We start from the raw sequence: 17,648 nt of genomic DNA, 5'->3' as shown, positions 1-17,648 counted from the left end.
ACTGGGGTCGATGGATCACGTCGGCCTTGTGTGCCCACCCACCAATCCTTGTGCGGGACCCCACGCCAGGCTGCCTGCCTGCCGTGAACCAGGGGCTTGATGCACGGGGATGGAAGGGCGGATGGCGTTTTATCATAGGTGCAACAGATGTTTAAAAAAATGAACACGGCCCTGCTGGGGCTGGCTTTGTCGATGGGGATCACTTCCGTTCAGGCGGAAGAGGCAAAGAAGGTCGACGTGCTGCTGATTGGCGGCGGGATCATGAGCGCGACCCTGGGTGTGTGGCTCAACGAGCTGGAACCCGGCACCTCGATGGAAATGATCGAGCGCCTCGACGGCGTCGCCCAGGAAAGCTCCAACGGCTGGAACAATGCCGGCACCGGTCACTCCGCCCTGGCCGAGTTGAACTACACCCCGGAAGACGACAAGGGCAACGTGCAGATCCCGAAAGCCGTTGAAATCAACGAAGCTTTCCAGATCTCCCGTCAGTTCTGGGCCTGGCAGGTTCAGCAAGGCGTGCTGAAAAACCCGCGTTCGTTCATCAACTCCACGCCGCACATGAGCTTTGTGTGGGGCGACGACAACATCAAGTTCCTGAAAAAGCGCTACGAAGCCCTGCAGGCGAGCCCGCTGTTTGCCGGCATGCAGTACTCCGAAGACCCGGCGGTGATCAAGAAGTGGGTGCCGCTGATGATGGAAGGGCGTGACCCGAACCAGAAAATCGCCGCCACCTGGTCCCCGATCGGCACCGACGTCAACTTCGGCGAAATTACCCGCCAGTTCGTCGCGCACCTGCAAACCACGCCGAAATTCGACTTGAAACTGTCCAGCGAAGTGCAGGACATCACCCGCAACGACGACGGCAGCTGGCGCGTCAGCTACAAAAACCTCAAGGACGGCAAAAAATCCGAAACCGACGCCAAGTTCGTGTTCATCGGCGCCGGCGGCGGTGCCCTGCACCTGCTGCAGAAGTCGGGCATTCCTGAGGCCAAGGAATACGCAGGCTTCCCGGTAGGCGGCTCGTTCCTCGTCACCGAAAACCCGACCCTCGCCGAGCAACACCTGGCCAAGGCCTACGGCAAAGCCTCCGTTGGCGCACCGCCGATGTCGGTGCCGCACCTGGACACCCGTGTCCTGGACGGCAAGCGCGTCATCCTGTTTGGCCCATTCGCGACCTTCAGCACCAAGTTCCTCAAGGAAGGCTCGTACCTGGACTTGCTGAGCACCACCACCACGCACAACGTGTGGCCAATGACCAAGGTCGGCATCAAGGAATACCCGCTGGTCGAGTACCTTGCTGGCCAACTGATGCTGTCGGATGAAGACCGCCTCGACGCCCTGAAGGAATACTTCCCGAACGCCAAGGCCGAAGACTGGCGCCTGTGGCAAGCCGGCCAGCGCGTGCAGATCATCAAGCGTGATGAAGCTGCCGGTGGCGTGCTGAAGCTGGGTACCGAGATTGTGGCTTCGCAGGACGGCACTATTGCCGGTTTGCTGGGTGCATCGCCGGGTGCTTCGACTGCTGCGCCGATCATGCTGACCGTGCTGCAGAAGGTGTTCAAGGATAAGGTGGCTTCGCCGGCGTGGCAGGAGAAGTTGCATCAGATCGTGCCGAGTTATGGCACGCAGTTGAATGGCAGCCCGGAGAAGGTGGCTGAGGAGTGGGCTTATACCGCCAAGGTGTTGGAGCTGACTCCGCCGCCGGTGATTGGTCAGGCTGCAGTTCCTGCAGTTCCTGCTGCGCCTGCCGCTGCTGAACAGCCGAAGGCTGTGAAAGAGAATGCTGCGAGTGATATGGCTTTGTAACTAGAGGCTGAATCAGAAGCCCACTGAACCGGTGACGGTCAGTGGGCTTTTTTTTGGGTAGGAAAATCTTGGGGTCCCAACAACGTTCTGATTCATCGCAATTGTGTCTGGTGTTCGTCCCACAGAGGATGACAAAAATGTGGTCGATTGGGGGAATACAAAACGCTTGCCAAACTGGAACAGTTTGAGCGCGATTTAGCGGTTCAGCGTAAGATGTCACTGCGGGCGCTCGTTTCGTGTGACAGTTTGCCCAGGTAGATGGCGGTCAGCCAACATCGTACCCATGCATATCAGTTATTAATACGCCCGCAGAAAACTTGTCTTCTATACGCTCAACAGTTCATAGAGGCTCGCCATGAAAATAATAATTTCCAACAGCGCGATCAAGTCAATAAAGATTTGCAGCTTGCTTGTCGGCAGTTTATTTTTGCAGGAAGCTTATGGCAGCCCTCTTGTGGCTTGCTATGGTTATATGATGCACTCTTGCCCAGAACCGGTCGATAAAATTATTCCTGACCCTCAAAGAAGGTTTGCCTGGAGTCAGAGTGAAAAGGTTGTTGGTTCTAAGAATATGTACCACCTTTTTGCTGGTGATGTTTTTTTAAGCTCCGAAAATAACATACAGAAGCTGCCGGTCGGTCAGTCTGTTTCAAGTGTTGAATATAAGTTGGACAACAAAAAACTTGGCATTAGCGACTACCTGAAAAATCAAAACGTTGCGGGATTGCTGGTAATAAAGAACGGCAAAATTGTCCTGGAACATTACGGTGACAGCGTTAATGAGACGACGCTTTGGACATCCAGATCAGTTGCTAAATCCATTGTATCTGTACTCATTGGTGCGGCGATAAAAGACCATGCCATCGAATCGGTTGATACATTGATCACGAAATATATTCCCGAGCTAGAAGGTACGGCATGGGAAGGAGTAACGCTGCACCAACTCATGCAACATACTTCCGGCATAAAATGGAGTGAGGATCTTTCTGATCCCAATTCCGATTTATCCAAGATGATTGTATGCGAAACTACCAAAGATCCTTACAGCTGCATCCTCTCGCTCGTTAGCGGCCTCGCCCGAAATCCCGGTGTAAAACCAGGAGAGCGCTGGAGTTACAACACTGGTGGGGCTTGGCTGGTAGGTTTGGTGTTGGAACGTGCAACCGGAATGACCATCGCCAAATACTTGGAGAAAAAAGTGTGGCAGCCAGCTGGAATGGAGCGAGATGGTGTTTGGTATGCGCTCAAACCTGGAAAAGTTGATATGGGTGGCTATGGCTTCAACGCAACATTGCGAGATTGGGGGCGTTTCGGTCTGTTGGTGGCCAATAATGGCGTACTTTCCAACGGCGAACATGTCCTGCCTGGCGACTGGATAAAGCGTTCTACGGATTGGACTAAAGCAGACGGATCCGTAAAGCCATGGGCTCCGAAGGGTCAGCATGGTTATCAGTGGTGGTATATGGGCTTTGCGCCCGGTGACGAGGCTTCCTATGCACCTACAAGTAGCTTTAATTCAGACGAATCCTTTTGGGCCTATGGCATTTTCGGCCAAGCGATTGCAATCAATCCGAAGGAAAATTTGATTATGGTTCAGTGGTCCACTTGGGAGCACGCTGAAGGACCTGATGTGTTGTATAGCGAGCAGGGTGTTTTCTTCAACTCCCTGATTCAAGCGTTGCATTAATGCAGTAATATGAGGGGGGCTGGTCCCTCTTTCAGTGGGAGCATGACACCTGCCATGGGCAAAAATAAACTGCCTACGCTGAATTCGGTACGAGCTTTTGATGCCGCGACTAGGCTCGGCAGGGCGTCAACAGAGTCGCTTTATGTTACGCAGCCAGCTATCAGCGAAGACGGCCTGACAGTCGACCGATTTCTTGAAAACGGCCGGCGTCTCCCTCTCGCCACTTACTGGGGGCCGAAATTGAAACATCATAACTTCCGCAAAGTGGTGGCCAGAATGTCTCGGAGATTTCCTACAATCCAATCGGCTTGCCTCTCGGAAGTCCTCTCGCTAAGCTCCCTCCGTCGCTGCCAAGGCAGCAACCGGGTGTGGTAGCCCGTATTTCTCATAGGAGCCCCATCCATTGGAGTTCCAGATGCTCAACGACAACGCTAAGCCGTCCCTTACAACCGAGTCGCCAAAATTCGATCCAGTGTCCCCATCCCGTAAGCCAGCCATGGCGGAACGTCGTCCCAATCCCATCTTCACTATTGTTCCCACCGTGAACACCGAAACCCTCCTGGTTCACGCCTGTGAAACCCTTGCCTCAGCCAGTGTCATGGCCAGTGAGTTGGCGTTTATCCTTGAAGGTCCTAAATGTAATTTGGCGTTGGCGATTCAGCAGATGATTTCGTTGGCGGAGTTGTCGGTGAATCGGGTGTTGGATCAGGTTGATCCGCAGGAGTAGGTGAGGTTCAAGACTGAATCTACGATATGGATAGGTTGGCTGCCAGGACGCCTTCGCTGGCAAGCCAGCTCCTACAGTTGGATTGCGTGCGGACTGGAGAGCCTGGCCAGCCATCAGGACGCCATCGCGGGCAAGCCACGCTCCCACAGGGGCCGGGTGCGACAGCGATGTTTAGGGTGTCATCGAGCTTGGAGGAATCTGATCCGTATTTTCCTGCGCCATCTGCTGCTGTAATGCACAGCGTCCACGGCTCACAATGGCAGCACGGTCCGCAGTTCCATCAGCTACTGCACCGCAAACTCATAACGTAGGAGGCCCCATGGGCAAGATGGCATTTTTCCTCGGTGGATTTCTGGTGTTGACCATTTTGATCGGCGCCCTTGCCACCATCTCTCCCGTTTAGTCCTTCCCGCAGTGCCGCCGCCAATCAAATTTCCCGCCAGCGCCGCGCCTGGATGAGCAACGCCGGCGCAAAGTGCAGCATGACCATCCGCACCAGATGATGAGTCAGGATAAACACCACGTTCAGCCCGCCACTGAAAGCAACAAGGGTGATGGTCTCGATGGCGCCAGGCATGTATGCCAACCACAACGTCAAGGGATCGCCGCCCAGCACCCGCCCGGCCATCACGGCAAAGGCCGCCGCGATCAACAGCATGAGTGATACGGACATCAGCCCCGCACGGCCGTGGCGCATGAGTTCCGTCAACGGGATGTCCTTGAACTTCGAGCCAATCAACACACCCAGCAGGACAACGGCGCTGTCGACACTCCATTGCGGCATGTGGAAAGTTTGCAGATAACCCATTTTGATGTAGGCGCCGGTGACGACAATCGCGGTGAGCATGAAGGGTGCGGGAACGCCGATACGCAGCAGCAAACGGCCGAGCACCATGCTCAAGGCGATCAGCGACAGCAGGGTCAGTACCGTATCCGTGCCCAGCGGACTGCTCTCGGCGACCAGCGCGGTGGTCTGTGCGGGAATGCAAAAACTGACCAGTATGGTAATCGATAGCAGGCGGACCAGGTGCACGACGATCACTTTGCCGGATGCGCGTTCGGACTCCAGCAAGTCGAACACGGCGGCGAGGGCGCCGGGGTAGACGGCCAGCAGGCTGTCCTTGCGGTTCCATCCCGAGACTCTGAGCAGCCAGAAACCGGCTACGGTGCTCTGGACTGCCAGGGCCAGCAGCATGAACCCCAGGCTGGGCAGCATGGTCGCCGCCGTTTGGCTGTCCCATGACTTGAACATCAGGCCGGTTGCGGCCCCCAGGACGATTTGCACATAACCGAGGCTGAGGGGCAGGGTGGGCGAAAAACGCAGGTTGCTGGCGAACAATGCGGTCGCGAGTATCGAGCCCAGCAACAGGCCATGGGGGATACCGGCGTACTGCAGCGCGATACCGACACTGATGGCGATCAGCAAGCAGAAGAGGGTTTTCATGGGGCTGACGAATCGTCCTTAATTCTTGAAATAACCCAACGCTGGCATTGAGTCTTCTATCCAGGGCACACACCTTTTCCCACTTAACGGCTTGAAGCGTCAAGTGCGTCGGGCTCAATGCGTTGAAACCCTTGCTAGCCAAAAAGCACAACGCCTCCACAGAGAGAGGCGTTGCGGGTTTTCACAGTACCTTTCAGTTATTTGAGATCGAAGCGATCCAGGTTCATCACCTTGGTCCAGGCGGCGACGAAGTCTTTGACGAACTTCTCTTTCGAGTCGTCGCAGGCATAGACCTCAGCCAGGGCCCGCAGCTGCGCATTCGAGCCAAAGACCAGATCGACTCGCGTAGCGGTCCACTTCGCTTCACCGGTTTTGCGATCACGCCCTTCAAACTCTTCATTGTCCTCCGAGGTCGGTTTCCATTCGACGCCCATGTCCAGCAGGTTCTTGAAGAAGTCATTCGTCAATGCTTCCTGCTGCTGGGTAAACACCCCGTGCCGGGTTTGTCCGACGTTGGTGTTCAGCACGCGCAGGCCGCCGATCAGCGCGGTCATTTCCGGTGCGGTGAGGGTCAGCAGCTGCGCCTTGTCGATCAGTAGCGCCTCGGCGGGGACGCTGTAGCGCGACTTGGCGTAGTTGCGGAAGCCGTCGGCGATGGGTTCCAGGAAGCCGAACGACTCGACATCGGTCTGCTCTTGCGAAGCGTCCATTCGTCCCGGGGTGAACGGCACCGTCACGTTGTGCCCGGCATTTTTTGCCGCCTGTTCAACGCCGGCGCTACCGGCCAGCACGATCAGGTCTGCCAAGGAGATTTTCTTGCCGCTATTGTTGAACTCGCTTTGGATGCCTTCGAGTTTTGCCAGCACGTTCGCCAGTTGCTCCGGCTGATTAGCCTGCCAGAATTTCTGTGGGGCGAGACGCAGGCGTCCGCCGTTGGCACCGCCGCGTTTGTCGGAGCCGCGGAAGGTGGAGGCTGCCGCCCAGGCCGTGGATACCAACTGCGAGACTGACAGGCCGGAGTTCAGCAACTTGTCCTTGAGTGCGGCGACGTCGCTGTCGTTGACCAGTTCATGATCGACATCTGGAATCGGGTCCTGCCACAGCAGTTCTTCGTTGGGCATTTCCGGGCCGAGGTAGCGTGAGAGAGGTCCCATGTCCCGGTGGATCAGCTTGAACCAGGCACGGGCAAAGGCGTCGGTCAATTGCTCTGGATTTTCCAGGAAGCGCCGGGAGATCGGTTCGTAGATCGGGTCGAAGCGCAGGGCCAGGTCCGTGGTCAGCATGGTCGGATTACGCCGCTTGGACGGATCATGGGCATCCGGAATGCTGCCGGCGCCGGCGCCATCCTTGGTGGTCCACTGGTTGGCGCCGGCCGGGCTTTTGGTCAATTCCCACTCGAAGCCGAACAGGTTCTCCAGGTAGTTGTTGCTCCATTGTGTCGGCGTGCTGGTCCAGGTCACTTCCAGGCCGCTGGTGATGGTGTCCGGGCCTTTGCCGGTACCGAAACTGTTTTTCCAGCCCAGACCCTGCTGGTGAATGTCGGCAGCCTCGGGTTCGGCCCCCACGTTGTCGGCAGGGCCGGCGCCGTGGGTCTTGCCGAAGGCATGGCCGCCGGCGATCAGGGCCACGGTTTCTTCATCGTTCATCGCCATGCGACCGAAGGTTTCGCGAATATCCTTCGCTGCTGCCAGCGGATCGGGATTGCCTTCGGGGCCTTCCGGGTTGACGTATATCAGGCCCATTTGCACCGCGGCGAGGGGATTTTCCAGGTTGCGTCCCTTATCGGTACGGCTCTCCTCGTTTTCCCCTGGCTCGGCGACGAGCGGGCCTTCGCCGGGTTCCTGCATCGGTTCGTTTTCCTTGCCGTAACGGGTATCGCCACCCAGCCATTTGTTTTCCGATCCCCAGTACACGTCTTCGTCCGGTTCCCAGACGTCCGGCCGCCCGCCGGAATAGCCAAAGGTCTTGAAGCCCATGGATTCAAGGGCAACGTTGCCGGTGAGAACGATCAGGTCGGCCCAGGAGATCTTGCGGCCGTACTTTTGCTTGATCGGCCACAGCAGCCGGCGTGCCTTGTCCAGGCTGACGTTATCCGGCCAGCTGTTGAGCGGTGCAAAGCGTTGCTGGCCGGAACCAGCACCGCCGCGGCCATCGCCGGTGCGATAGGTACCGGCGCTGTGCCAGGCCATGCGGATGAAGAGCGGGCCGTAATGACCAAAGTCCGCAGGCCACCAGTCTTGCGAATCGGTCATCAATGCGCGCAGATCCTGCTTGAGCGCTTCAAAGTCCAGGGTCTTGAAGGCTTCGGCATAGTTGAAGCCCTCATCCATGGGGTCGGTCAGGGACGAGTGCTGGTGCAGGATCTTCAGATTCAGTTGGTTCGGCCACCAGTCACGGTTCGTCGTGCCACCGCCAGCAGCGTGGTTGAACGGGCATTTCGATTCGTTTGCCATGTGTGAGCTACCTTTAGGTCGTGTTCATCCGGCTATCCGGCCCGGTATGGGCGTGCAATAGCTACGAGCAAAATCAATGACTTAGGCAGAGGACCAGCAGTTTGATCAACTGATTATTCGACCACACGGAAAATTCTGAACAATGGCAATCGAGTTGCCTGCGCGGTGGCCCACGGGTGCCCTAGTCAAGCTTCGAACTCATTCGGTGTTTCCTGATCAGCGCTAAACCGGCCAGCTTATGATGCCAGCGCTGGATTAAGGTTAGACCCGAGTATGGGAGTCAGCTAATAGGTGGAGTATTCGGGGGTGATAGGCAGAATCTTTTAGCTTGGGCTTTGGGGTAAAGCCGATGGCCTCTTCGCTGGCAAGCCAGCTCCTACAAGGTTGCAGCGTTGGGTTGAACACTGCAAACCAGTAGGAGCCGACTTGCCGGCGAAGGCGTCCGCATGATCAATAGCACACTCAAGCCGGCACTTTCTCTGCAACCTTGCTGACCGCCTTGCGAAAGGTCAGCAACACAATACCCGTGACAACGATCACCCCACCCATCACCTGGCCCGCACTCAGCATCTGGTCCAGCACGATCCAGCCCATCAGCAAGGTCGCCAGCGGCTCGATGTTCATCACTGGTGCATTGCGCGGCATGTCGAGGCGGGGCACCGAAATGAACAGCACGATGAACCCCGTGCCATAGAGCACCACCAGCGTGGCGAGTGCCAGCCAGCCGGTGGTGGTGGTGGCCGGCAGGTCCAGGCCGCCAGGGAGGGCGTCGGCCAGGCCGGCGAGGTTGACGCTGCTGAAGACGATGAAGATGGTCAGCAGGCTGCGCACCGAGCCGCGCACCTGGGACAGTTTGTGATCGGTGATCCACAGCGCGCAGGCGAACACGCTGGCGGCGCAGAAGGCGAGGGCGACGCCGAGCAGCCACTGCGGACCGGCGCTGCTGTTGGCCGAGAGCCGTCCCGGCACGTCCAGCACGAACACCAGCCCGAGCAGAATCAATCCCATCAATGAGGCGGTGCGGGCGGTTGGCCGTGGTCCGCCCAGCGCCCAGGTCAGCAGTGCCAACAGGATGGGAAAGACGTTGGCCACCAGCAGTGCCAGCGCTACAGGCACCCGGGCAACGGCGGAATAGAGGCACAGGCTTTGTGCAGTGATCAGCAAGCCCAGCAGCAGTTGCCAGCGCCAGGCGCCTGCGGGCAGGCGCAGACTTTGGCGTTGCCAGAGTACCAGCGCGGCCAGCACCAGCACGGTTGCGCCGGAACGCATCAGGATCGCCAGCAACACGCCGGCACCGTCATCGAATGCCACCCGCGCGGCCACATGGTTGCCGGCGAAGGCGCAGCCCATGCATAGCAGGATGAGCACGGCGAGGTGGCGGGGGAAGGGCGGCGCAATGGTTTGTGCGGGAGTGGGGCGGGTCATGGCAGGGTCTCGAAGGGTGTTTGCCATCGTTGGGGATGGTCGGGTTTTTTATTAGGTTGTCGTACAACTTGAGGCGTTTGTACCGTATTTGGTTTGGAGGGGCAAGGGTGGGGAACTTGTTGGATGGCAGTGGCTTGGGGGGTGGGGATGATTGCTAGCGCGGAGGGAATGGCGAATTGTGAAAGAGGTCGTATGACTTCGGTTTTTGTGGTGACCGTCCGGGCCTCTTCGCTGGCAAGCCAGCTCCTACAGTGATCGCTGTCGTCCACGGATTTTGAGTTCGCCGCAGATCCCCTGTAGGAGCTGGCTTGCCAGCGAAGGCGGTGGTTCAGTCGACACATTCATCTCCTGGACGGACGCTTTCGCTGGCAAGCCAGCTCCTACAGTTGATCGCTGTCGTCCACGGATTTTGAGTTCGCCGCAGATCCCCTGTAGGAGCTGGCTTGCCAGCGAAGGCGGTGGTTCAGTCGACACATTTATCTCCTGGACGGACGCTTTCGCTGGCAAGCCAGCTCCTACAGTTGATCGCTGTCGTGCACGGATCTTGTGTACGGGTCGATAGTGGCAATAAAAACCCCATAGCCCGGACCGGCGAATGCTTTACTCCGTGAATCAGACTAAATCTCGGATATCGCTCGGCGGGAGTGACAGCTATGGCGCACGGCAAATGGATTCATTAATCACCGCCGCGGCGCGGGCGTTGGCGGCGGGTGATCCGCTTGGGGCGCTGGACCGGGTGGCGTTGCGTGACGACGCGCCGGCGCTGGCATTGCGGGGCATCGCGATGGCGCAGCTTGGCGATCTGGTGCGGGCCAGGGCCCTGGTGAAAAGCGCGGCCCGGGCCTTTGGGCCGAAAGAGGCGGTGGCCCGGGCGCGGTGTGTGGTTGCCGAGGCCGAGATCGCCCTCGCTTCGCGGGACCTGGGCTGGCCGGTGAAGGCGCTCGAAGCGGCGCGGGTGACGCTCGAGGCTCACGGCGATCGGGTCAACGCGGCCCATGCGCGCTATCTGCAGATCCGGCGCCTGTTGCTGATCGGCCGGCTCGATGAGGCGCAAGCCTTGCTTGGCGCGCTCGATCCGGCACCGCTACCCCCGGTCCTGCGCACCGCCCATGAACTGGTGGTGGCGGGAATTGCCATTCGCCGCCTGCAATCGCAGTCGGCGCACAATGCCCTGTCGCGGGCCAGGCATGCGGCCGAATTGGCCGCTATCCCGGCACTGTCCGCCGAGGTCGAAAACACCGCGCTCATTCTCGATACGCCCGCCGCGCGCCTGATCGCCAATGGTGAAGAGCGGCCCGTGTTGCTGGATGAGGTGGAAGCGCTGCTGAGCTCAACGTCACTGGTGGTGGATGCCTGTCATTACAGCGTGCGGGGTGCCGGCATGTCGGTGTCCCTGGCCACCCGTCCCGTGCTGTTCACCCTGGCCAGAATGATGGCCCAGACCTGGCCTGGCGGCGTGTCGCGCGAAGCGCTGATTGCCGGTGCCTTTCGCTTGAAACTGACGGATGAATCCCATCGCGCCCGGTTACGCGTCGAAATCGGCCGGTTGCGGGCAACGCTCAAACCCTTGGCCGGTGTGATGGCGACCCGGCGCGGATTTGCCCTGGTGCCTTTGGTCTCAGCCGACGTAGTGGTGCTGGCGCCACCGGTCGATGAGAAGTTTGCCGCAGTGTTCGCCTTCCTCGCCGACGGCGAGTCATGGTCGAGTTCCGCCCTGGCGCTGGCCCTCGGCGCCAGTCAGCGCACCGTGCAGCGCACCCTCGAGACGCTGGCGGCAGCCGGCAAGGTGCAGGCATTCGGGCGTGGGCGGGCGCGGCGCTGGGTGACCCCGCCGATACCGGGTTTCGCGACGACCTTGTTACTCCCGGCGCCATTGCCGAGTGACTAGGATGAACGCCATCAACCCGCAAACGAGGAAGCCAGCATGAAAAGCTCAACCGCTGAAATACTGCGTGAATATGGCCCGTTTCCCGGTGTCGACACCGTCCATGGCCTGACCTGGGACGGCCGGCAGGTCTGGTTCGCCAGCGGCGAAAAACTTAACGCCCTGGACCCGGAAAGCGGCCAGACCCTGCGCTCGATCGATGTCACCGCCGATGCGGGCACGGCCTTCGACGGCCAGTACCTGTTTCAGATCGCCGCCGATCGCATCCAGAAAATCGACCCGCAGACCGGGCGGGTACTCAACAGCATCCCGGCACCGGGGGGCGGTAATGATTCGGGGCTCACCTGGGCCGAAGGCACGCTGTGGGTCGGTCGCTATCGCGATCGCAAAATTCACCAGATCGATGCCGAAACCGGGGAGATTTTGCGCACGATCGAGTCCGACCGCTTCGTCACCGGGGTGACCTGGGTCGAAGGGCAGCTGTGGCATGGGACCTGGGAAGAGGACGAGAGTGAATTGCGTCGAGTCGATCCGCAAACCGGCGAGGTCCTGCAAAGCCTCAAGCTGCCGGATGGCGTCGGGGTGTCGGGACTGGAGTCCGATGGCGGCGACCGGTTTTTCTGCGGCGGTGGCAACAGTGGCAAGGTGAGGATGGTGCGGCGCCCCCAATGAGGCGCTGCCCGCACGGGCTCAGCCCATGCACGCGTACACCACCAGCTCGACCAGCATCTCCTCCCTCGCCAGCCCGGCGACCACCACGGCCGCACGGTTGGGGTAGGGCGCCTGGAAGTATTCGGTATAGAGCTCGTTGACCGTGGCCAGGTAGCGGCGATCGGTGACGTAGATCAGCACCTGGGTCACGGCATCCAGCGAGCTGCCGGCGGCTTCCAGGGTATGGCGCAGGTTGTCCAGGGTCTGCCGGGCCTGCGCTTCGATGCCGCCGGTGACCACCTGGCCCTGGCGGTCGATGGGGATCTGCGCGGTGTACAGCGTGCCGTTGCCGACCACCGCCCATTCCAGGGGCGCGCGCGAGGCGAATAGATCAGTCTTGATGGCATATTTCATCGATGATTTCCTAAAGGCTTAATGATTTCAGCGGGCGTCACTGCTTTCGCCGGCACCGCGGCGTCGGGACTCTTCGGTGCTTTCCACCAGTACCTGTTCGCCCAGTTTTTTCAACATGACCCAGACCTCGTCGTCGACCTCCAGGCCGCCGGCGAGCTGGCGGGCGAGGAGCGGCGGGTCACCGGGGGCCGTATCCTCGGCGCTGAGCCGTGGCAGCAGGGTGAAGTGCTGTGAGATCAATACATTGATGCTTTGCTCGTCGCTGCGGGCGGCGGGTGGCAACTCGTACACCCGCAAGGACGGCGTGCTTTGCCCGGCGGCCAGGGTGGCGACCAGTTCCTGGCGGGCATCGCGCCAGTAGACGCAGAAGTTCAGCCCCTGTTCGGCGCAGCGCGCCAGGTAACCAAGCAGCAGGATGCGGTTGTGGCAGTGGCGGATCCGGACCTGCGCACTGCCGCCGCGCAGGGCCTTGCTCACGCCCAGTTCGACGGCTTGGGCGGCGCAGCGCAGGACGCTCTGACCATGGGCATCGAGGGTCAGTTGTGCGGCATCTTCGTAACAGGTGTCGAAGGGGCGATCGACTTCATCGTGGAGAAAGGCCAGGGCTTTTTTCAGCGCGCCGATACCGTCCAGCCCCTGCAATTGCAGCCAGGCGATCATCTCGGCGGCGTCGTCGCAATCACCCGGGGCAAAGCCGATGCCTTCGAAGGCTTTGCGGCAGATCACCTGGATTTCATTGAGCGAGACACGCATATCAGTGTTCTCCGGCAGCGGTTGCCAGTGGGGGCATGACGGCGAAATTCCAGTCATCGTCGAAGGGTTGGCCAATCTCGCTGACCAGCGGTGCGCCCTGGAACAAGGTGATGCGCACCCAGCGACTGGACTTTGGGTCGAACTTACCGGCACCGAAGAACGCCAGCTTGCAGCGCAGCAGATGGATCGGCAGCATGCCGCGGTCCATCAGGTTGGCGCGGATTTCCCCATAGGCGCAGCGGTCCATGCCCTGCAAGCGGCAGACGGTGCCCTTGAACTGCGGCTGGGCCAGCAGGAAATGCGCAGTCAGTTGCTGTGGGTGCTGTTCCCGATAGACCGACAGGGCGCGGTGGCAGCGTTGAATGTTGTGCGCGATGCCCAGCTGCATTTCCTTCTCGGCACCCGGTTCCATGGCGCGCTCGCCCAGACGGGGTTCTTCCTTTTCCGCCGAGCGATACCAGAAGAAATGGTTGGCCTCGGCGGCGCTCAGGTCATAGTCGAGGGCCCAGCGGTAGCGGGTCTCTATCAGTTCGCACAACTCATCCAGCGGCATCTCGGCATTGAGTCGAAAGCCTTCGTTGACCGACATCTGTTCGGCCAGCGGATCGACCTGTTCGGGGTACAGCTCCAGCAGCAGGCTGACCAGCAATTCCTGGCAACCATTGCCACTGTGCTTCTCGGCCCAGGCCTGCGCCCGTGGCCACAGGTCGATACTGACGGGCTGCCCGTCGAACCACTCGGCCAGTTGCCCAAGATCCGTCAGGGTCTGTTGATCGATCGCGCTTTGCCGCGGGTCGTCGGTGCGGGTTTGCGCCAGGTGCTGGCAAGCACGTTGCAGCAGCGCCTGGAAGCGTTGCACCCGGGGTAGATCGGCAGGTTGCGCCAGGACCCGGGCCAGGGCGGTTTCCCTGGCCCACAGCCATTGATTGACCAGCTGCGGGTGATTGATCAGGAACGGCGCCATGCCCAGCCCCGTGGAATTGCCGACCCCGAGGTAGCGTTGCAGGGCGATGTCCAGCCCGACCGCCCGTTGCGGATTGCGCGCCCGGGCCATGTGGTCGATTTGCTCGATGCTGAAGTGCCGCAGCAGGTACACGGTGAACATCTGCGCGCTGAAGGGTTGGGTGAAGTCGGCATTGCCTTGCAGGCAACTGAAGTCGGCGATGCCGAACTTGCCGTTGCCGTAGACGGCAGTGGTGCGATACAGGTAGCCCACCTCGGCGAGTTGCCGCGGGTCTGGCTGGCAACCTTCGGCCAGCGCCCCGAGGAAACGCTCGAAGTTGCGCAGGCTGCGGTTGGCCCGGGACAGCACCAGCACCCGGGCATCGAAGCGCCCGGCTTCCTGCAAGGGCACGTTGCGCCGCAGATCGGCCAGCTGCTGCTCATCAACATCGCCGGCGAGCAGGACGAAGCTGACGTCCCATTGATCGGCGATCACCCGGTCGCTGCGTTTTTCCTGCGGCAGGTAGTTCGAGAAAATCACGCAATGATAATGCGCACTGGCGGTGTCGATGCGGTAGATGGCGGTCCCAAAGCCTTCGGCATCCAGGTCGAAGCAGGTGCGCTGGATGCGCCATTGCTCATTCATCATGCGCCGCATGCTGCTGCGCACGAAACTCAGCCGGCTTTGAAAGTGACTGCCCAGCCGATCCAGGTCCATGACCTGCGCCGCTGGGCGCAGGGTCGGTTGTGGTTCGGCGTCGGTGCGGGACAAAGACATCATTGCGATTCCTGAACTATTCATCATCAGACAGCCTGTTCGCGAGCCATGTGCCGGGCGATTCGCAGCGCGTCCCAGAGCGACGGCAGGATCAACAGCGACACCGGCACCGCGGTGATCACGATAAAGGATTGCAGCGCCGTGACACCGCCCGAACCGATAGTGATCAGGACCACGGCGGCCAGACCCATGCCGATGGCCCAGAAGGCTCTCAGCCATTTTTTCGGTTTGTCATTGCTCGACATGGCCATCGCCACGGTGAACGCCATGGCATCGCCGTTGGTGGCGACCGAGATGAAGCTCAGGAACAGGAACAGCGCGGAGACCAGGCCACCCAGGGGCAGGTTTTGCGTCACGCCCAACAGCAGTGCTTCGGGTTGTGCGCCATTGGCGGTGACGATGCCGGGGGTCTGCAGTTCCAGGCCGATGCCGGTGCCGCCGACCACGGTGAACCAGAACATGGTCACGATGGGGGCGATGATCGACAGGGTCATGATCACTTCGCGGATCGTGCGGCCACGGGAGATCTTGGCGACGTACAGCGCGACCATCGGTGCATAGCCGATGAACCAGCCCCAGTAGAACACCGTCCACCAGTCGAGCCATTTCGGGTCGGCGCGAAACAGCGTCATCGGGATGAACTGTTCCAGGTGCAGGGCGAACGCGGACGGGAAGCCGCCCAGGATAAACATCGTCGGCCCGAACGCCACCATGAAGATCGCCAGGCCGATCATCAGCCAGACATTGATTTCGCTGACGAAGCGGATGCCCTTGAGCCCGACCAGGCAGGACGTGGTGTACATCACAGTAACCAGGACAATGGTGATCGACTGCACCGTCAGGTCATTGGGGATGCCCCACACCGAGTGCAACGCACTGCTGATTTGCAGGCCGAGGAAGCCGATCGGGCCAATGGTGCCGGCGACCACGGCAATGATGGAAGTGGCGTCCGCCAGCGTGCCGATCGGACCTTTGAGCGCGCGCTCGCCGAGCAATGGATACAGCAGCGTACGCGGTGCCAGCGGCAGGCCCTTGTCGTAATGCAGGTGCATCAACACGATGGACAGCAGGCTGCCCAGCACCGCCCAGGCCAGAAAGCCCCAGTGCACGAAGGACTGCGCGAGTGCGGCATGCGCCGCCGCTTCGGTGTGCGCTTGCACCCCGGTGAACAGTGGGGGCGGGCTGGCGAAGTGCATCATCGGTTCGGCCGCGGCCCAGAAGGCGCCACCGCCGGCGAGCAGGGCGCACATGATCACCGCGATCCAGTTGAAGGTGCTGGTGTCGGGGCGCTGGTCGACGCCGCCGAGCCGGACCCGCCCGCATTTGCTGAAGCAGATGAACAGGCTCACGGCGAAGGTCAACAGCATCAGGATCTGCCAGTACAGCCCGAAGAACCGGGTCGACCAGGCGAACAGCGTGTTCACCAGCAGCGACACGCCATCGATGTCGATCAGCGCTGCGATCAGGAACGCGCCGAGGAAGCCGCCACTGATGAGAAACAGCGGCCAGTCGATGTCTTTCTTCGGCTTGGCAAGGTTCAGCGGCTGGCTGTCGACTTGCAAGGTGCTGGTGGTTTTCATGATGCCTCCAAAATACGCGCTTGAGGCTGTCCATCGCCGAGTGGGTAGATGAACGGGACGCTATTGTTGTTGTTTTTCATGCTGTCCTCACGGTTGTGATCAGGCGTCAGTGTTGGGCGGTGGTGGCGCTTTCCAGCAGGCGTAGCCAGTTGAGTCCCATGATGTTGCGCACCTCGTCCTCGGCGAAGCCGCGGGCTTGCAAGCCCCGGGCAATGACCGGGAAGTCGCGGCTGTCGCGAAACCATTGCAGGGGGGACGGCCAGCTGGCGTTGTCCTTGGAGCCTTCGCCGTAATCCTTGTCCTTGCTCCAGCGCCCGTTGCGCATCCACTCCAGTACCCCCAGGGGTTGCTGCTGGCACAGGTCGGTGCCGATGCCGATGTGCTCGACACCCATCAAGTCCGCGGTATTGGCGACCATGTCGCAGAACGCTTCGAGGGTGCAGGCCGACGCCCCCTTGAGGTGGAAGGGGTAGGTGCTGAAACCGAGCAGGCCGCCGGACTCGGCGATGCCGCGCAGTACCGCGTTGGATTTGTTGCGTTTGGCGGCGTGGAAGCTCGACGGGTTGGCATGGGACACAATCACCGGTCGGTTCGACAGCTCGATGGCCTGCAGGGTGCTGCGCTCGGCGCTGTGGGACATGTCGATCAGCATCCCGACGCGGTTCATCTCGCGGATCACCTGGCGACCGAAGCGGCTGATGCCGTTGTCTTCGGTTTCGTAACAGCCGCTGGCCAGCAGGCTCTGGTTGTTATAGGTGAGCTGCATGATCAGCACACCCAGCTGGCGGAAGATTTCCACCAGGCTGATGTCGTCTTCGATGGGCGAGCAGTTCTGGAAACCGAAGAAGATCCCGACGCGGCCTTCCTGGTGCGCCAGACGAATATCCGCCGCTTCGCGCACCGGACGAATCAGCTCGGGCCAGGTCTCGAAACGCCGGTTCCATTCGCCGATTCGCGACAGGGTTTCCCGGGCGTTTTCGTGGTAGGCGATGGTGGCGTGTACCGCACTCAGGCCGCCGGACTGCATCTGGCGAAAGATCTCTTCGTTCCAGTTGGAGTATTGCAGGCCATCGATCATCAATAAGTCGTGCATGGTGATCTCC

The 17,648-nt window shown here is 60.3% G+C and carries 13 protein-coding genes; 5 read left to right on the top strand and 8 right to left on the bottom strand.

Features of this window, described 5'->3' with window-relative positions; translation table 11 throughout:
- Nucleotides 1-147 precede the first annotated feature (147 nt).
- The 3 genes from mqo to J2W17_RS09475 all read left to right on the top strand — a co-directional run bounded on the left by mqo (nt 148) and on the right by J2W17_RS09475 (nt 4,220).
- The gene (gene mqo / locus J2W17_RS09490; RefSeq protein ID WP_307332831.1) at nt 148-1,806 is read left to right on the top strand and encodes a malate dehydrogenase (quinone); all 1,659 of its coding nucleotides are present in this window, start codon (nt 148-150) and stop codon (nt 1,804-1,806) included.
- A 355-nt stretch (nt 1,807-2,161) separates the two neighbouring features.
- The gene (locus tag J2W17_RS09485) at nt 2,162-3,493 is read left to right on the top strand and encodes a serine hydrolase domain-containing protein (protein ID WP_307332828.1); all 1,332 of its coding nucleotides are present in this window, start codon (nt 2,162-2,164) and stop codon (nt 3,491-3,493) included.
- Between the two features lie 415 nt (nt 3,494-3,908).
- On the top strand, nt 3,909-4,220 hold the full coding sequence (locus J2W17_RS09475; protein WP_307332825.1) for a DUF6124 family protein: 312 nt from the start codon (nt 3,909-3,911) through the stop codon (nt 4,218-4,220).
- Between the two features lie 427 nt (nt 4,221-4,647).
- On the opposite strand, the gene J2W17_RS09470 is transcribed toward J2W17_RS09475, so the two are convergent.
- The 3 genes from J2W17_RS09470 to J2W17_RS09460 all read right to left on the bottom strand — a co-directional run bounded on the left by J2W17_RS09470 (nt 4,648) and on the right by J2W17_RS09460 (nt 9,542).
- Nucleotides 4,648-5,664: an AbrB family transcriptional regulator gene (locus J2W17_RS09470; protein ID WP_307332822.1), complete on the bottom strand. Its 1,017-nt coding sequence runs from the start codon at nt 5,662-5,664 to the stop codon at nt 4,648-4,650.
- A gap of 197 nt (nt 5,665-5,861) precedes the next feature.
- Nucleotides 5,862-8,117 carry a catalase/peroxidase HPI gene (katG, locus tag J2W17_RS09465; RefSeq protein WP_307332819.1) on the bottom strand — a complete coding sequence of 752 codons (2,256 nt, stop codon included), beginning with the start codon at nt 8,115-8,117 and terminating at the stop codon, nt 5,862-5,864.
- Nucleotides 8,118-8,579: 462 nt separating this feature from the next.
- Nucleotides 8,580-9,542: an EamA family transporter gene (locus J2W17_RS09460; protein WP_307332816.1), complete on the bottom strand. Its 963-nt coding sequence runs from the start codon at nt 9,540-9,542 to the stop codon at nt 8,580-8,582.
- Nucleotides 9,543-10,209: 667 nt separating this feature from the next.
- Here J2W17_RS09460 and J2W17_RS09455 point away from each other — a divergent pair.
- Together J2W17_RS09455 and J2W17_RS09450 are read left to right on the top strand one after the other, a co-directional pair.
- Nucleotides 10,210-11,430 carry a helix-turn-helix domain-containing protein gene (locus J2W17_RS09455; RefSeq protein ID WP_307332813.1) on the top strand — a complete coding sequence of 407 codons (1,221 nt, stop codon included), beginning with the start codon at nt 10,210-10,212 and terminating at the stop codon, nt 11,428-11,430.
- 36 nt (nt 11,431-11,466) lie between these two features.
- A complete protein-coding gene (locus J2W17_RS09450; protein WP_307332810.1) occupies nt 11,467-12,099 on the top strand; it encodes a Vgb family protein in 633 nt (210 codons plus the stop codon).
- A gap of 18 nt (nt 12,100-12,117) precedes the next feature.
- Here the strand turns inward: J2W17_RS09450 and J2W17_RS09445 are convergent, their stop codons facing one another.
- The 5 genes from J2W17_RS09445 to J2W17_RS09425 form a co-directional block, all read right to left on the bottom strand.
- On the bottom strand, nt 12,118-12,492 hold the full coding sequence (locus J2W17_RS09445) for a RidA family protein (protein ID WP_307332806.1): 375 nt from the start codon (nt 12,490-12,492) through the stop codon (nt 12,118-12,120).
- Nucleotides 12,493-12,519: 27 nt separating this feature from the next.
- Complete coding sequence (locus tag J2W17_RS09440) at nt 12,520-13,245, bottom strand: DUF3726 domain-containing protein (RefSeq protein ID WP_307332803.1); 726 nt, start codon at nt 13,243-13,245, stop codon at nt 12,520-12,522.
- Nucleotide 13,246: 1 nt separating this feature from the next.
- A complete protein-coding gene (locus tag J2W17_RS09435; protein WP_307333337.1) occupies nt 13,247-14,965 on the bottom strand; it encodes a hypothetical protein in 1,719 nt (572 codons plus the stop codon).
- A 26-nt stretch (nt 14,966-14,991) separates the two neighbouring features.
- On the bottom strand, nt 14,992-16,545 hold the full coding sequence (locus J2W17_RS09430) for a BCCT family transporter (protein WP_307332800.1): 1,554 nt from the start codon (nt 16,543-16,545) through the stop codon (nt 14,992-14,994).
- Nucleotides 16,546-16,651: 106 nt separating this feature from the next.
- Nucleotides 16,652-17,638, bottom strand: coding sequence for a dipeptidase (locus tag J2W17_RS09425; protein WP_307332797.1), 987 nt, complete (start codon nt 17,636-17,638; stop codon nt 16,652-16,654).
- Nucleotides 17,639-17,648: the final 10 nt, after the last annotated feature.

Origin of the sequence: Pseudomonas lini, assembly GCF_030812475.1 — a bacterium.
Lineage (GTDB): Bacteria > Pseudomonadota > Gammaproteobacteria > Pseudomonadales > Pseudomonadaceae > Aquipseudomonas > Aquipseudomonas lini_A.
This window is presented reverse-complemented; position numbering and strand designations above follow the sequence as displayed.

Coding starts and splice junctions, on each gene's coding strand:
- mqo (WP_307332831.1), top strand. CDS start 148: ATGTTTAAAAAAATGAACACGGCCCTGCTGGGGCTGGCTTTGTCGATG.
- J2W17_RS09485 (WP_307332828.1), top strand. CDS start 2,162: ATGAAAATAATAATTTCCAACAGCGCGATCAAGTCAATAAAGATTTGC.
- J2W17_RS09475 (WP_307332825.1), top strand. CDS start 3,909: ATGCTCAACGACAACGCTAAGCCGTCCCTTACAACCGAGTCGCCAAAA.
- J2W17_RS09470 (WP_307332822.1), bottom strand. CDS start 5,664: ATGAAAACCCTCTTCTGCTTGCTGATCGCCATCAGTGTCGGTATCGCG.
- katG (WP_307332819.1), bottom strand. CDS start 8,117: ATGGCAAACGAATCGAAATGCCCGTTCAACCACGCTGCTGGCGGTGGC.
- J2W17_RS09460 (WP_307332816.1), bottom strand. CDS start 9,542: ATGACCCGCCCCACTCCCGCACAAACCATTGCGCCGCCCTTCCCCCGC.
- J2W17_RS09455 (WP_307332813.1), top strand. CDS start 10,210: ATGGATTCATTAATCACCGCCGCGGCGCGGGCGTTGGCGGCGGGTGAT.
- J2W17_RS09450 (WP_307332810.1), top strand. CDS start 11,467: ATGAAAAGCTCAACCGCTGAAATACTGCGTGAATATGGCCCGTTTCCC.
- J2W17_RS09445 (WP_307332806.1), bottom strand. CDS start 12,492: ATGAAATATGCCATCAAGACTGATCTATTCGCCTCGCGCGCGCCCCTG.
- J2W17_RS09440 (WP_307332803.1), bottom strand. CDS start 13,245: ATGCGTGTCTCGCTCAATGAAATCCAGGTGATCTGCCGCAAAGCCTTC.
- J2W17_RS09435 (WP_307333337.1), bottom strand. CDS start 14,965: ATGTCTTTGTCCCGCACCGACGCCGAACCACAACCGACCCTGCGCCCA.
- J2W17_RS09430 (WP_307332800.1), bottom strand. CDS start 16,545: ATGAAAACCACCAGCACCTTGCAAGTCGACAGCCAGCCGCTGAACCTT.
- J2W17_RS09425 (WP_307332797.1), bottom strand. CDS start 17,638: ATGCACGACTTATTGATGATCGATGGCCTGCAATACTCCAACTGGAAC.